Annotated in this window: 11 protein-coding genes and 1 other RNA gene; 8 read left to right on the forward strand and 4 right to left on the reverse strand. The window is 71.8% G+C overall.

Annotated elements, in window-relative coordinates; genetic code table 11:
* Positions 1-13: 13 nt before the first annotated feature.
* Both ACFFBG_RS01380 and ACFFBG_RS01385 read left to right on the forward strand, forming a co-directional pair.
* Complete coding sequence (locus ACFFBG_RS01380; protein ID WP_375474840.1) at positions 14-751, forward strand: zinc ribbon domain-containing protein; 738 nt, start codon at positions 14-16, stop codon at positions 749-751.
* Positions 748-1923: a bifunctional RNase H/acid phosphatase gene (locus ACFFBG_RS01385; RefSeq protein ID WP_375474842.1), complete on the forward strand. Its 1176-nt coding sequence runs from the start codon at positions 748-750 to the stop codon at positions 1921-1923. The genes ACFFBG_RS01380 and ACFFBG_RS01385 overlap by 4 nt, the downstream gene beginning before the upstream one ends.
* A gap of 9 nt (positions 1924-1932) precedes the next feature.
* On the opposite strand, the gene ACFFBG_RS01390 is transcribed toward ACFFBG_RS01385, so the two are convergent.
* Entirely contained in the window at positions 1933-3189 is a 1257-nt protein-coding gene (locus ACFFBG_RS01390) for an SLC13 family permease (RefSeq protein WP_375474844.1), read from the reverse strand.
* Between the two features lie 62 nt (positions 3190-3251).
* Between ACFFBG_RS01390 and rnpB the strand changes: the two genes are divergently transcribed.
* An RNA gene (rnpB, locus tag ACFFBG_RS01395) (RNase P RNA component class A) lies at positions 3252-3648 on the forward strand.
* A 362-nt stretch (positions 3649-4010) separates the two neighbouring features.
* A complete protein-coding gene (locus tag ACFFBG_RS01400; RefSeq protein ID WP_375474846.1) occupies positions 4011-4511 on the forward strand; it encodes a histone H1-like repetitive region-containing protein in 501 nt (166 codons plus the stop codon).
* Between the two features lie 130 nt (positions 4512-4641).
* On the opposite strand, the gene panB is transcribed toward ACFFBG_RS01400, so the two are convergent.
* Positions 4642-5475, reverse strand: a complete 834-nt coding sequence (gene panB, locus ACFFBG_RS01405) for a 3-methyl-2-oxobutanoate hydroxymethyltransferase (RefSeq protein ID WP_375474848.1) — start codon at positions 5473-5475, stop codon at positions 4642-4644.
* Positions 5476-5622: 147 nt separating this feature from the next.
* A complete protein-coding gene (locus ACFFBG_RS01410) occupies positions 5623-7359 on the reverse strand; it encodes an NAD+ synthase (RefSeq protein WP_375474850.1) in 1737 nt (578 codons plus the stop codon).
* Between the two features lie 284 nt (positions 7360-7643).
* Here ACFFBG_RS01410 and ACFFBG_RS01415 point away from each other — a divergent pair, with 284 nt between their 5' ends.
* From ACFFBG_RS01415 to ACFFBG_RS01430, 4 genes are all read left to right on the forward strand, one after another.
* A complete protein-coding gene (locus ACFFBG_RS01415) occupies positions 7644-8969 on the forward strand; it encodes an Ig-like domain-containing protein (protein ID WP_375474852.1) in 1326 nt (441 codons plus the stop codon).
* A 100-nt stretch (positions 8970-9069) separates the two neighbouring features.
* Positions 9070-10428 (forward strand): type I glutamate--ammonia ligase, encoded by a 1359-nt coding sequence (gene glnA / locus ACFFBG_RS01420; protein WP_375474854.1) that lies wholly within the window; start codon positions 9070-9072, stop codon positions 10426-10428.
* A 126-nt stretch (positions 10429-10554) separates the two neighbouring features.
* Positions 10555-11394 carry a type 1 glutamine amidotransferase gene (locus ACFFBG_RS01425; RefSeq protein WP_375474856.1) on the forward strand — a complete coding sequence of 280 codons (840 nt, stop codon included), beginning with the start codon at positions 10555-10557 and terminating at the stop codon, positions 11392-11394.
* Positions 11387-14452 (forward strand): bifunctional [glutamine synthetase] adenylyltransferase/[glutamine synthetase]-adenylyl-L-tyrosine phosphorylase, encoded by a 3066-nt coding sequence (locus ACFFBG_RS01430; RefSeq protein ID WP_375474858.1) that lies wholly within the window; start codon positions 11387-11389, stop codon positions 14450-14452. Before ACFFBG_RS01425 ends, ACFFBG_RS01430 begins: the two co-directional genes overlap by 8 nt.
* Here the strand turns inward: ACFFBG_RS01430 and ACFFBG_RS01435 are convergent.
* On the reverse strand, positions 14440-15300 hold the full coding sequence (locus ACFFBG_RS01435) for a phosphatase PAP2 family protein (protein ID WP_375474860.1): 861 nt from the start codon (positions 15298-15300) through the stop codon (positions 14440-14442). The genes ACFFBG_RS01430 and ACFFBG_RS01435 overlap by 13 nt on opposite strands.
* Positions 15301-15340: the final 40 nt, after the last annotated feature.

The raw sequence follows: 15340 nt of genomic DNA on the forward strand, positions 1-15340 counted from the left end.
TCCTAACGCAGCCGTGAACGCCGACCACGAAACCCAGCTTCGGCTGCTCGACCTGCAGGCCGCGGACACCGCGCTCGCCCAGCTCGCCCACCGGCGGCGGACGCTGCCCGAGCTCGCGGCGATCGCCGAGCGCGTCAAGACCAAGGCGCGGCTGCACGACGCCGTCGTCGACGCCCGCACGCGTCTCCAAGATATCGCCGGGGAGCAGCGCCGGATGGAGAACGACGTCGAGACCGTCCGCAACCGGGCGGTGCGCGACGAGGCGCGGCTGCAAGCCGGCGGCCTGCCCGCGCGTGAACTGGCGAGCCTGCAGCATGAGATCGCCTCGCTCGCCCGTCGGCAGTCGACGCTCGAGGACGAACTGCTCGACGTCATGGAACGCGCTGAGGAAGCCGCCGCCGATCTGCGGCGGGCCAGCGCGGAACAGGATGCGGTCGACGCCGAGATCGCCGAACTGGAGGCGAAGCGCGACGCCGCGTTCGCCGAGATCGACGCGGCCGCGGGACAACGCACGCCGCAGCGCGCGGCCGTCACCGGCCAGCTGCCCGCCGACCTGCTCGCCCTCTACGAGCGCGGCCGGGCGCAAACCGGCACGGGCGCCGCGATGTTGCGTCAGCGCAGCTGCGAGGCGTGCCATATCGAGCTGTCCGGCAGCGAGCTCGGCACGGTCCGCGACGCGCCGCCGGATGCCGTGCTGCGCTGTGAGAACTGCCGCGCGATCCTCGTCCGGACCGCCGAATCCGGGCTGTGAGCAACCCGTTGGAGCCGGTTGTCAACCCGGTTGTCGATTCGGTCGTCGAGTTCGTCGTGGTGGAGGCCGACGGTGGCTCGCGCGGCAACCCCGGCCCGGCCGGCTACGGCGCCGTCGTGCTCGACCCGGCGACTGGCGAGGTGCTCGCCGAGCGCAGCGAGAGCATCGGCGTCGAGACGAACAACGTCGCCGAATACCGCGGGCTGATCGCCGGCCTCGACGCCGCCCGCGAGCTCGGCGCTCGCCGTGTCGCGGTGCGGATGGACTCCAAGCTCGTCGTCGAGCAGATGAAGGGCGCCTGGCAGATCAAGCACGCCTCGATGCGCGAACTTGCGCGGCAGGCGGGCGTCCTGCGCCGCGGCTTCGACGACGTCTCGTTCGAGTGGATTCCGCGGGAGCTCAACAAGCGCGCCGACCGGCTTGCCAACGAAGCGATGGACCGGGCGGCCGGCAAGCCCACGACAGCGGCCAAACCCGCCGCGACGCGCCCGGCCGCACCTGGCGCGCGCCCGGGCGCCGCGGCGAATCTCGCCGCCGCGCCCAGTTGGACGCCGCCGGTCGACACGGCGACCCGGCTGATCCTCGTGCGGCACGGCTCGACGGTGCACTCGGCGCGCCGGCGCTTCTCCGGCCGCAACGACCTGCCCCTCGACGATCCGGGGCGCCAGCAGGCGGCTGCGCTGGCCGCGCGTCCATTCGGCGCCGTGGCCGCGGTCGCGGCGTCGCCGCTGCGCCGTGCGCAGGAGACCGCAGCGGCGATCGCCGCCCCGCTCGGCCTGCCGCTGCAGACGGTCGACGACCTGGTCGAGACGGACTTCGGCGAGTGGGAGGGCAAGACGATGGCCGAGGTCGCAGCCGCGGATCAGGCCGCGCTCGACGCCTGGCTCGCCTCGCCGGACGTCGCGCCGCCGGGCGGGGAGCCGTTCACCGCCGTCGACGTCCGGGTGCTGCGCGCCCGCGACGCGCTGCTGTCCGCACACGCCGGCCAGACGGTCGTCGTCGTCACGCATGTCACGCCGATCAAGGTCCTGGTGCGCTTCGCGCTCGACGCCCCGCCGGTCGCGCTGTACCGGCTGCACCTGGACACCGCCTCGGTGTCGATCGTCGACTACTACGTCGACGGGAACTGCTCGGTGCGGCTCGTCAACGACACGTCCCATTTGCCGCGTTGAACGGCGAGTTCACGTCCCGAGGACCGACAACGAGCCCCACAGCGCGACGATCGCGACGGCCAGCAGCACGGGGGTCGTCGTGAGGCCGAGGGCATGGAACTGCCGAGCGCTCGGCTTGTCCCGCGCCGGGAGCAGGCGGCGCCACAGCAGCGTCGCAAGCGAGCCGACATAGGTCGCGTTCGGCCCGATGTTCACGCCGACCAGCACCGCCAGCACCGCGGCCGGCTGGCCGACGACGAGCGGGATCAGCGCGAGCGTCGCCGGCAGGTTGTTCACGACGTTCGCGAGCACCGCCGCCACGCCCGCGATCGCCAACAGAGCAGGTAGCGAAACGCCGCTCGGCAACACGTTCCGCAAGCCGTCGGCGAGCCCATGCCGGGTGACGCCGTCCACCACGACCGCGAGCGCCAGCACGAAGACGCAGAAGCCGGGGGACGCCGCGCTCACCAGCCCGCGCACGCGCGCCGCCGAGGGGGTGGCGCGTTGCGCCATGCGCGGCGCCAGCAGCGCGAGGCAGCCCGCGAGCGCGGCCCACGCCGGCGCGATGTCGAGCGAGGACGCGACGACGAACAACGCGACGGTCACCGCGAGCACGGCGAGGGCGTAGCGGGGCACGGCCGTCGGCGGCGGGACGGCGTCTCCCTCCGACGTCAGGTCGCGGCGGAACGCGACCCGCAACGCGATCCACTCCAACGCGCACACGAGCAGCCAGGGCGCCAGCATCAGCGCGGTGAACCGGCCGAAGGACAACCCGGCCGCGCCGAAGGCAAGCAGGTTGGTCAGGTTCGAGACCGGCAGCAGCAGCGATCCGCTGTTGGCCAGCCGAGTGCAGGCATACAGGTGCGGGCGGGCCGGCACGTGCAGTTGGCGAGCGGTGGTCAGCACCACCGGGGTGAGCAGAACGACGGTGGCGTCGAGGGTCAGCGTCGCCGTCACGGCGGCGGCCAGGGCGACGACCAGCGCGAGCAGGCGGCGCGGCCGGCCCCGGCTAGCGCGCGCCGCCACGCCGCCGAGGAAGACGAACACGCCGGCGTCCGCGCACAGCGTGCCGAACACGAGGATCGCGGCGAGGAAGCCGACCGTCGGGCCGATCTCGCGCACGGTGTCGACGGCCGAGGACCAAGGGACGATGCCGAGGGCGACGATCAGCGCCGCCGCGGGCAGCGCGCCGAAGGCCTCGCTGATGCCGCGCGGACGGACGACGGCGACGCCGAGACTGACCAGCAGCAGCGCGGCCGCGACCACCTCAGCGGGAGCGCCGGACACTCCGCGAAACCTATCGGCAGCCAGCCCGCGCGGGTGCCGGGATACGATTCGGGCGCGGCGGACGAGCCGACCGGACGGCCGCGTCAGCGTCCCAGCATCAGCGGGGCGCTGCCGAGGAAAGTCCGGACTCCACAGGGCAGGGTGGTTGCCAACGGCAACCCGGGGCGACCCGCGGGACAGTGCCACAGAAAACAGACCGCCGGCATGCGTGCCGGTAAGGGTGAAACGGCGGTGTAAGAGACCACCAGCGTTCCGGGCGACCGGAACGGCTAGGTAAACCCCACCCGGAGCAAGGTCAAGAAGAGCTGGCTTGCCAGCTCGCGCAGACGATCGAGGGCGGCCCGTCCGATGTCTGCGGGTAGATCGCTCGAGCCTGCCGGCAACGGCAGGCCTAGATGGATGGCCGTCGCCCGGCGTTCGCGCCGGGCACAGAATCCGGCTTACAGGTCGACTCGTCCGCCGCCCTGGTCAAGCCTGACGGCGCGCTTCACTTTTCCGAGAGCAATGCTCTCGAAGGGACGTCGCCCGCCATGGCGGCGCTCGATCGGCGCTTTTCCATACCTATAGGTACGGAAAAATCTTCGTCACAGTCGCGCGGCTGTCGCGTCGAGAGTGAGCCGACGCTTCATCGCGGATTTGCCTGCGTGGCAAGGGAAGGCGCGCGCTGCCGCAAGCGGACGCGCGATGCGGCAGCTGGCTCGCCCCAACGTCGACGCCGAGTAATACGGCGCGTCGTATTGACGCTGCGTAGAACACCTCGTCAACCTTGATCTACAGGTGGAGCGATCCGCCCGCCAGAAGTTTCTCGAGGAGGCCCCCGCATGACCGCACCCACGAAGAAGGCGCCGGCGAAGAAGGCCGCTGCCAAGAAGGCGCCGGCGACGAAGTCCGCGGCGGCCAAGAAGTTGGCCACGAAGAAGTCCGTGCCAGCGACGAAGTCCGTTGCGGCCAAGAAGTTGGCCACCAAGGCGCCGGCGAAGAAGGCCGCCGCGAAGAAGGCCGCCGTGAAGAAGGCGCCGGCTAAGAAGGCGCCGGCTAAGAAGGCGCCGGCGAAGAAGGCCGCTGCCAAGAAGGCGTCGGCGACAAAGTCCGTCGCGGCCAAGAAGTTGGCCACGAAGAAGTCCGTCCCGGCGACGAAGTCCGTTGCGGCCAAGAAGTTGGCCACCAAGGCGCCGGCCAAGAAGGCCGCCGCGAAGACGGCGCCGGCGAAGAAGACGGCCGCGAAGAAGGCCAGCGCCGCCAAGAAGACCGTGGCGTCGAAGGCGAGCGCCGTGAAGAAGGCCGTGACGAGGAAGACCACGGCGCGCAAGAGCGCTCGCTGACCCGTCCCGGCGCCTGAGCACCGCCTCCCACACCCAGCGGTCGATGTCTTTAATTTCGACCACGCGGTGTGGGAAGGCGGGCCGGCCGGCTGGGTCGGGCGTCCGCCGAACCCGGATCAGCCGCGGATGATCAGTGGTACTCGTGCTCGGCCGACGGATACGCGCCGTTGCGCACCTCGTCGCCGAACCGGCTGGCCGCGTCGCGCAGCACGTCGCCGACCTGCGCGAACTCCTTCACGAACTTGGCCGGCTTGCCCGAACGCAGCCCGGCCATGTCCTGCCACACGAGCACCTGCGCGTCGGTGGCCGGCCCGGCGCCGATGCCGACCGTCGGGATGTTCAGCAGCCGGGTGACCTGCGCCGCGGCCTCGCTCGGCACGACCTCGAGCACGACGGCGAACGCGCCGGCGTGCTGCAGCGTCTTGGCGTCCTGCAGCAGCCGGTGGGCGCCTTCGTCGCCGCGGCCCTGCACCCGGTAGCCGCCGAAGGCGTTCACCGACTGGGGGGTGAGGCCGATGTGCGCCATCACCGGAATGCCCGCGGAGACCAGCGCCTCGACCTGCGGCGCCACCCGTGCGCCGCCCTCGAGCTTCACGGCCTGCGCGCCGCCCTCTTTCATGAAGCGCGCCGCGGTCTCCAGCGCCTGCTGCGGCGAGGCCTGATACGAGCCGAAGGGCAGGTCGGCGACGACCAGCGCGCGGGACGTGCCGCGGACGACGCCGCGGACCAGGGGGAGCAGCTCGTCGACGGTCACCGGCACTGTCGTGTCGTAGCCGTAGACGACGTTCGCCGCGGAATCGCCGACGAGCAGCGCCGGAATGCCGGCCTCGTCGAAGACCCTCGCGGTCGAGTAGTCGTAGGCGGTGAGCATCGGCCAGCGTTCGCCGCGGTCCTTCGCCGATTGCAGGTCGCGGATCGTGATCCGCCGACTGATGACGCCGCCGTACAGGGTGGCCTCGGCCATGTCTCGCTCACTTCCTCGAGGCCGCTCGCGCGGTCCCCGGGCATGAAATCTGGACGCAACAATCATGTCCGCTACCGAGCGGTAAGTCGCCGGTGAATTCTGAGAGACATGTCACCCGGCTGACAAGAGACGGAAACGTGGCGTCAATCAGCCGGATTCGCGCCATTTGCTGGTGATCGGCAGCCGGCGGTCGCGGCCGAAGGCCTTGTAACTGATCTTGGTGCCAGGCGGGTACTGGCGGCGCTTCCATTCGGCGGCGTCGACGAGCCGGGCGATCTTCTCGACCAGTGCCCGGTCGAAGCCGGCGTCGACGATCTGCGGGCTGCCCTCGTCGCGGTCGACGTAGCGCGCCAAGATCGCGTCGAGCACCTCGTACTCGGGCAGCGAGTCGGTGTCCACCTGTCCGGGCCGCAACTCGGCCGACGGCGCCTTGCTGATCGAGTTCGGCGGGATGGGCGGCGTCTCGCCGCGCTGCTCCGCCAAGCTGTTGCGCCAGCGGGCCAGCGCCCACACGAGAGTCTTCGGCACGTCCTTGATGGGCCCGAACCCGCCGACCGCGTCGCCGTAGATCGTCGAGTAGCCGACCGCGAGCTCGCTCTTGTTGCCCGGCGCGAGGACCAGGTGGCCCTCGGAGTTCGACAGCGCCATCAGCGTCGTGCCGCGCACCCGGGCCTGCAGGTTCTCCTCGGCCAGCCCGGTCAGCTCGAGGCCGGACAGGTAGGCCTCGACCATGGGCTTGATCGGCGCCTCGCGATAGTGGGCGCCGAGACGCCGGGCGAGGTCCTCGGCGTCCGAACGTGAGTGGTCGGAGGAGTAGACGCTCGGCATCGAGACGCCGTAGACGTGCTCGCCCCCGATCGCGTCCGCGGCGACCGCGGCGACGACGGCCGAGTCGATGCCGCCGGACATGCCGAGCACCACCGAGTCGAAGCCGTTCTTGCGCACGTAGTCGCGCAGGCCGACCACGAGCGCGTGCCAAACCTCGGCCTCGTCGGGCATCCGGTCGGCGACCGCGCCGGGCCGGATCTCGCGGCCCGCGCGGGCCGGCACCCCGGTGCTGATGCGCACCAGGTTCATCTCGGCGTGTTCGGGCGGCGACTCGAGCGCCAGCTCGGGAGGCGGCTGGGCCGGCGCCTCGGCCACCGGCACGTCGACGAGGTAGACGTCTTCGACGAACTGCGGCGCGCGGGCGAGCACGACCCCGTTCGGCGCGACCACCATCGAGTCGCCGTCGAACACCAGCTCGTCCTGGCCGCCCATCAGGTTGACGTACACGATCGGCGCGTGCGCCTCTGCTGCGCGCCGCTGCAGCAGCCGCAGCCGCACGTCGTCCTTGTTCCGCTCATAGGGCGAGGCGTTGACGTTGACGACCAGCCCCACGCCCGCCGCGCCGGCGACGCTGAACGGGCCGCCCTCCTGCCAGACGTCCTCGCAGACCGTCAGCGCGATGTCGACGCCCAGGTGCCGCACGATCGTCAGGTCCAGTCCCGGAGCGAAGTAGCGGCGCTCGTCGAAGACGCCGTAATTTGGCAGGTGGTGCTTGAAGTACCGCGCGACGACCTCGCCGCGGAGCAGGAAGGCCGAGGCGTCGCGGGGGAAACCGTCGTCGTCGACGAAGCCCACGACGACCGCGAGCTCGCCGAGCCCCGCGGCGGCGAGGCGGCTGGCCAGCGCGTCGAGCGCCGCTTTCGACGCCGCGCGGAACGACGGCCGGAGCACGAGGTCCTCGACCGGGTAGCCGGTCAGCATCATCTCCGGGAACGCCACCAGGTCGGCGCCGGCGGCGGCAGCCTGCTCGGCGGCGGCAACGACCCGGTTCGCGTTGCCGGCGAAGTCGCCGACCGTCGAATTGACCTGGGCCATCGCCACTCGCAGCGCGATCACCGGCCAATTGTGGCAGCGTCGCCTGATGAGCGGCGGCTGAGCCGACCGCCGACGCGCGCGGCGAGCAGGCGGTCGGCGGCGTCGTGCGGCAGAATGGCGGACAGCTCGTTGGTGACGATTCGATCTCGGACGCAACCCGCCAGCCGGCGGCGGCGTCTTCGCTAGGAAGACCTCGGCCCTCGGCTCGCCGCGAAGCCACGCGGTTCGCGGGACACTGGAAGCGCGGCCGGAGTGTGAGAACGCCTCATCACCGCCAGCCGCAGGCACGCAATTACGGAGGATTGATGCATCGGGTCCCCAATTCGGACCGCTCACCGTCTCGGCGGCGGATCTCGCTCGCCGGGGCCACGACAGCCTGTTTCGCGGCCCTGGCGCTGCTCGCCGGCTGCACCGGCGGCGGCGCCGGCGACTCCACGGGCACCCCCACCGGATCGGCCACGCCGACGTCCACGGGCGGCTCGTCCTCGGCGCCCGCGCCGGTCGCGCTCGCCGCCGTCATCACCACGAGCCCGCAGGGTGACGGCAAGAAGATCAGCCCGGCCAAGCCGGTGACGGTGTCGATCGCCAACGGCAAGCTGACCTCGGTGACGATGACCAGTCCTTCCGGCAAGGCCGTCAAGGGCGTCGTGTCGCCCGACGGCGCCTCGTGGCACAACACCGAGGTCCTCGGCTACAGCAAGACCTACTCGATCTCCGCCACGGGCGCGAACGGCGACGGCAAGCCGGTGACCAAGCGCGAGACGATCACCACCGTGACTCCGGACAACATGACGATGCCGTATCTGCAGCGCATCGGCGGGTATCCGCTCGGCCACGGGGCGACCTACGGCGTCGCGATCGTGCCGATCGTGCACTTCGACGAGCCGATCGGCAACGAGACCGCCGCCCAGAAGGCGCTGACCGTCACCACCACACCGCACGTCGACGGATCGTGGTACTGGTCCGATTCGCAGAACGTCCACTGGCGGCCGCAGCACTATTGGGCTTCCGGCACGAAGGTGACCGTGACGGCCAAGGTCTACGGCAAAAAGCTGGGCGACGGTCTCTACGGGCAGGCGGACACCAGCGCGTCGTTCACCATCGGCCGCCGGCAGGTCACGATCGCGCACGACACCGCGCCGAAGTCCGTCAACAAGGTGAAGGTGTACAACGCGGCCGGCCACTTGATCCGGACGATGAACACGTCCATGGGCGAACACAGCGGCGTCAGCGTCAAGGGCAACTACATCAACTTCTACACACTCGACGGCACCTACACGGTGTTGGCCCACGAGCAGCCCGCCAAGATGTGCTCGGCCAGCTACGGGCTGCCGGCGAACGCGCCGGGCGGCTACGCCTGCGAGAATATCTACAACGCCACCAAGATCAGCACCGACGGCATCTACCTGCATGAGCTGCTGACGACCATCTACGCGCAGGACAACGGTTACGACGTCTCGCATGGGTGCCTCAACCTCAACGCCGCCAATTCGATGTGGTTCTTCAAGCACTCGATGATCGGCGACCCGGTGGAGATCAAGGGCGCGAAGCACGCTCCCACACTGCAGGTCGACCAGGGCGGCGACTGGACGGTGCCCTGGTCGAAGTGGCTGAAAGGCAGCGCCCTCTAACCCGACGCCGAAACGCACCGGCAACAACGTCGCGTCACGATCGCTGGGTCTGGACGACAGCAGTTAAGGTCGGCGAGGCGGAACAGAGAGGCGGAACGGTTTGGATCGGCAGCAGGAGTTCGTGCTTCGCACGCTCGAGGAACGCAACATCCGCTTCGTGCGGTTGTGGTTCACCGATGTGCTCGGCACGCTGAAGTCGGTCGCTGTCGCGCCCGCCGAGCTCGACGGCGCGTTCGAAGAGGGCATCGGCTTCGACGGCTCGGCGATCGAGGGCTTCACCCGGGGCCGGGAGAGCGACATGCTCGCCCGTCCCGACCCGTCCACCTTCCAGGTGCTGCCCGAACAGGACGGCAGCCCGGCCGACTCAGCCCGGATGTTCTGCGACATCCAGATGCCCGACGGCTCGCCGTCCTGGGCTGACCCGCGCTATGTGCTGCGCCGGGCGCTGTCGCGCGCCGCCGAACGCGGCTTCACCTTCTACACGCATCCGGAGATCGAGTTCTTCCTGCTCAAGAACCGGCCGACGGACGGCACCGAGCCGCTGCCGATCGACACCGGCGGCTACTTCGACATGACCAGCCACGACGTCGCCCATGACTTCCGCAGGGCGGCGGTCAGCGCGCTGGAAGGCCTGGGCATCTCGGTCGAGTTCAGCCATCACGAGGTCGCGCCCGGGCAGCAGGAGATCGACCTGCGCTACGCCGACGCGCTGTCGACCGCCGACAACCTGATGACGTTCCGGCACGTCATCAAAGAGGTCGCGATCGCCCACGGCGCGCACGCGACATTCATGCCGAAACCTTTCATGCACCAGCCGGGCAGCGGCATGCACACCCACCTGTCGCTGTTCGAGGGCGACCAGAACGCGTTCCACGACTCCTCCGACCCGCTCAACCTGTCGAAGACGGCACGGGCGTTCATCGCCGGCTTGCTCACCCATGCCCGGGAGATCACCGCGGTCACGAACCAGTGGGTGAACTCGTACAAGCGGCTGTGGGGCTTCGGCGCGCCGGGCGCGCTCGTCGAGGCGCCGACGGTCATCTGCTGGGGACCTGCCAACCGTTCCGCGCTCGTCCGGGTGCCGCGCTACAAGCCGGGCAAGGCCAACTCGACGCGCGTCGAGATCCGCTCGCCGGATGCGGCGTGCAACCCCTACCTGGCGTTCGCGGTGCTGCTCGCCGCCGGCATGAAGGGCATCGAGCAGGGCTACGAGCTCCCGCCCGGCGCCGAGGACGACGTCTGGTCGCTGTCGGACACCGAGCTGCGCGCGTTGGGTTACGGCACGCTGCCGCACAACTTGTCCGACTCGCTGCGCGCGATGGAGGACTCCGAGCTGCTCGCCGAAACGCTCGGCGAGCACGTCTTCGACTTCTTCCTGCGCAACAAGCGCGAAGAGTGGAGCGACTACCGCTCCGAAGTCAGCCCGTTCGAGTTGCGCAGGTACCTGCCCGTTCTTTGATTTGCTGCCCTTATCCGCCGGGGTACGGGCCGCGATCTGACCCCTCGCAAGCTCAGGGCCGGCCCCCTTGCGGCGGGCTCTTCCCGCGAGCGCTCTTCGCTGGGGCAGCTGGCTAGAGTCGACAGCGTGACGGGGTCCGCGCAGCCGTTGGTGCTCGTGGTCGAGAACTCGCCGAGCGACCCGGTCGGCCGGCTGGCCGAGTGGCTGCGCGCGGCGGACTTGCGGCTCGAGATCGTCAGCGGCGCCGACCTGCCGGCCGACCTCGCCGGTTTCGCCGGCCTGGTCGTACTGGGCGGGCCGATGGGCGCCAACGACGACGTCATCGCACCGTGGCTGCCGCATGAACGCGCCCTGCTGCGTGCAGCTGTGAGCAGCGAGCTGCCCACGCTCGGCGTCTGCCTCGGCGCTCAGCTGCTGGCCGCGGCCAACGGCGGGCGGGTGCAGCGCAATCCGGCCGGCCCGGAGGTCGGCGCGCAGCTGGTCGCGAAGCGCGGCGCGGCGGCGAACGACCCGCTGTTCCGCCCGCTGCCGATCACCCCCGATGTGTTGCAGTGGCACTTCGACGCGATCACGTCGCTGCCGCCCGGCGCCGTCCAGCTCGCGAGCTCGCCCGGCGCGGAGCATCAGGCGTTCCGCCTCGGCCGGGTCGCGTGGGGCGTGCAGTTCCACATCGAGACGACCCCGGCGACGGTGCGCGCCTGGGCCCGTGGCGACGCCGCGGAACTCGCCGACTACGACCTGGACGCGATAGTCGAGCGCGCCGTGCGGGTGCACGACGATCTCGCCGAGACCTGGGCGCCGTTCGCCGCGGCGTTCGCCGGCGTCGTCCGCGATCCGGCGTCCGCCAATGCGCCGGACGCAGCGCCGGACGACCCGATCGCCGCCGCCCGCGCCGCCCTCGCGGCAGAGGCCGGCGCCGCCCGGATGCCGCTGCCGATGCCCGGTCTGCGCCACGACGATGGCTGAGACTCCAGCGGGGGCGGCGCAGGCGGCGCCCGCGGCCCGGCTTGCCGCCCGGCTGGCTCGACTGTCCTTCGCCGACGGCGCCCGCGCGGGCGAACTGCTCTCCAGCCCGCCGCTGGAATGGTGGCGCGCCGACGGCGCAGGGCCCACCAGCGACGAGGCGGCGGTCGTGGTCGCCGCGCTCGGCCGCTGCGCCGACCCCGACGGCGCGCTCGAGGCGCTCGCCGCCATCGCCGCGACCGACGACGGCGCCGCGCTGCGCGACGCGCTGCAGACCCGCGTCGACGTCCGCACCCGGTTGCTCGCGTTGCTGGGAGTGTCCGCGGAGCTCGCCGAGTACCTGCGGCACCGCCCGGGCGACTGGCAGGTGCTGGCCGGCGACCTGGACGCGGCCGGCATGCCGGGTCGGCTCGCGGCCGCCGTCGGCGCAGACGTCACCGATCCCGCTGTGGGCAGCGCCGGGCCGGCGGCGAAGCTGTGCGGGGACGACGCCGTCGCCGCGCTGCGCGACGCCTACCGCCGCGAGCTCATGGCCATCGCCGGCCGCGACCTGGCCGGCGACCTCGACCTGCAGGTGGTCACCGAACTGCTCGCCGACCTCGCCGGGGCAACCCTGCAAGCGGCGCTCGACGTCGCCGCCGCCAACCTCCCGGCCGACACCGCGCCGTGCCGGCTGGCCGTCATCGCCATGGGCAAGACCGGCTCGCGCGAGCTCAACTACGTCTCGGACGTGGACGTCGTGTTCGTCGCCGAGCCGGTGGGCGGGGGGGACGAATCGAGCCGGGACGAGTCGACGGCCGCGCTCGCCGCCGCGACCCGGCTTGCCGCGGAGACGATGCGCATCTGCCGCTGCGTCGCGTGGGAGGTGGACGCCAACCTCCGCCCGGAGGGCAAGGCCGGCGCGCTCGTGCGCACGCTCGCCAGCCACCAGGCGTACTACCAGCGGTGGGCGAGCACCTGGGAGTTCCAGGCGTTGCTGAAGGCCCGGCCGGTCGCCGGCGACCTCGAGCTGGGGCGGGCCTACTGCGCGGCGATCACGCCGCTGGTGTGGAGCGCCGCCGAGCGGGCCGGCTTCGTCCCCGACGTCCGGGCCATGCGGCGCCGCGTCGTCGAGCACATCCCGGTGTCCCTTGCCGAACGCGACATCAAGCTGGGCAGCGGCGGCATCCGCGACGTCGAGTTCGCGGTGCAGCTGCTGCAGCTCGTGCACGGCCGCGGCGACGAGTCGCTGCGCACGCCCGAGACGCTGCCGGCGCTCGCCGCGCTGCGCGACGGCGGGTATGTCGGCCGCGACGACGCGGTGAGCCTGATCGACGCCTACCGCTTTCTGCGGGCGGTGGAGCATCGGCTGCAGCTGCGCCGGTTGCGCCGCACGCACGTGCTGCCCGACGTCCCGGACCAGCTGGCCTGGCTGGCCCGGGCGATGGGCTACCGGCCGGATCGCCGCGGCGACGCCCGCGCGGTCTTCGACGCCGAATGGCGGCTGCACAGCCGCGAGGTGCGCCGGCTGCACGAGAAGCTGTTCTACCGGCCGTTGCTCGAGGCGGTGGCCCGGGTGCCGTCGGCGGACCTGCGGCTGACCGCGGCCGAGGCGGGCCGGCGGCTCGCGGCGCTCGGTTTCGCCGACCCGGGCGCGGCGTTGCGGCACATCGAAGCGCTGACCACCGGGCTCAGCCGGCGCGCGGCGCTGCAGCGCACGCTGCTGCCGGTGTTGCTCGCCGACTTCGCCGACGCCCCCGATCCGGACGCCGGCCTGCTCGCCTACCGGCGGTTGTCCGAGGAGCTCGGCTCGACGCCGTGGTATCTGCGCCTGCTGCGCGACGGCGACGCGGTCGTGTCCCGGCTGGCGTACGTGCTGGGCGTCAGCCGATACGTCGCGCGCATGCTCGGCCGGGCGCCCGAGGCGCTGCAGATGCTGTCCGCGCCCGAGCAGCTGCGCCCGGCGCTCGCCGAGGAGCTGCGCTCGGCCATGTGGGAGTCGGCCGCTCGGCAGGGCGACCCGGGCGCCGCGGTCGCCGCCGCCCGCGGTCTGCGGCGCCAGGAGCTGCTGCGCACCGCGTTCGGCGACCTGCTCGACGTCTGCGACGTGGACGACGTCTGCCGCGCGCTGAGCGTGACCACCGAGGCGACGCTCGAGGTGGCGCTGCGGGTGGCCGTACGGGCGGTCGCCGCCGACCAGCACCTGGACGTCCTCCCGCTGCGCTTCACGATCGTCGCGATGGGCCGGCTCGGCGGCGCGGAAGTCGGCTACGGCTCGGACGCCGACGTGCTGTTCGTCCACGAGCCGGTCGACGACCACGGGCACGCAGCCGACCGGCTGGCGCACGAGGTCGCGGCGCGGGTGCGCGCGCTGCTCACCACGCCGTCCTCGACCGATCCGCCGCTGTCAGTCGACGCGTCGCTGCGTCCGGAGGGTCGCAACGGCGCGCTCGTGCGCTCGCTGAACTCCTACGAGCGCTACTACGCCCGCTGGTCCTCGGCGTGGGAGGCGCAGGCGCTGCTGCGCGCCCGCCCGGTGGCCGGCGACCGCGACCTCGGCGCGCGGTTCGTCGAGATGATCGACCCGGTCCGCTACCCGGCCGGCGGGGTGGCGCCGGACGACCTGCTCGAGATCCGGCGGCTCAAGGGGCGGGTCGACAGCGAGCGGCTGCCGCGCGGCGCCGATCCCACCACCCACACCAAGCTGGGCCGCGGCGGCCTCGCGGACATCGAGTGGACGATCCAGCTGTTGCAGCTGCGCCATGGCGATGTGGTGGCGGGGTTGCAGACCACCCGCACGCTGGACGCGCTGGCCGCCGCGGCGGCAGCCGACCTGCTCGACGCGGACGACGCGGCGACCCTGGCGCTGGCCTGGCGGTTCGCGACGCGCGCGCGCAACGCGCTGATGCTCGTGCGCGACAAGCCGGCCGATCAGCTGCCGGCGTTGGGCGCGGAGCTGATCGCGGTCGCGCGGGTGCTCGGCTACCCGCCGGGCACCGACCCGGGCCAGCTCGTCGACGACTACCGCCGCGCGGCACGCCGCGCCCGCAAGGTCGTCGAGAACGTGTTCTACGGCGCCTGAGCCGCGCCGGACACCGGAGGCGCCGGCTTCGGCAGGCCGAAGTCGGGCGCATCGACCGGCCCGACGTACGCGCCGTGCCCGGACAGCAAGTACTGGGCGCCGAACGCGAGCGCGACGACGATCGCCCCGCCGACCGCGTCGAGGATGAAGTGGTTGGCCGTGCCGACGATGACGGCGAGGGTGGCGACCGGATAGGCGATGCCGAGCACGCGCACCCACAGGTGGCGGGCGCAGACGAACAGCGTGATGCCGCACCACAGCGCCCAGCCGATGTGCAGGCTCGGCATGGCGGCGAACTGGTTCGACTGCTTGGCGATGTCCGGGTCGGCGAGCGACCCCCACGTGTGGAACTTCAACACCGTGTCGATGTAGCTGTACTGCGGCAGCAGCCGGGGCGGCGCGGTCGGGTAGAGGTAGAAGCCGAGCAGCGCCAGCAGCGTCGTCGTCACCACGACCGTCCGGGCGCCGCGGTAGACGTGCGGGCGGCGGACGAACAGCCACACCATGACGACCGGCGTGACCAGGAAGTGCAGCGTGGCGTAGTAGTAGTCCATCGCCTGCGCGAGCCACTCGTGCGCGGCGACGAAGTGGTTGACCGACAGCTCCCAATTCAGCCCGAGGTCCTCCTGCAGGTGCTGAATTGCTCGCCCGTGCCGCAGCGCGATGGAGGCCTGCTCCGGGATGGCGTTGCGGCCGAGGGAGTAGAGCCAGTAGCCGAACGCGATGATCGCGATCTCCTGCCACCACACCGGGCGGCGCCAGCGCAACATCCGCGAGGGCAGGATGCCGGTGAACCGGCGGGACCCGTCCGCGATCGCCATCCGGCGAGGCGTCTGGGTCGCGACCATCCCGTTATCTTTCCACCTGTCACGCCCTAGGTAGGGGCAT

This window comes from uncultured Jatrophihabitans sp., assembly GCF_964251945.1.
GTDB lineage: Bacteria > Actinomycetota > Actinomycetes > Mycobacteriales > Jatrophihabitantaceae > Jatrophihabitans.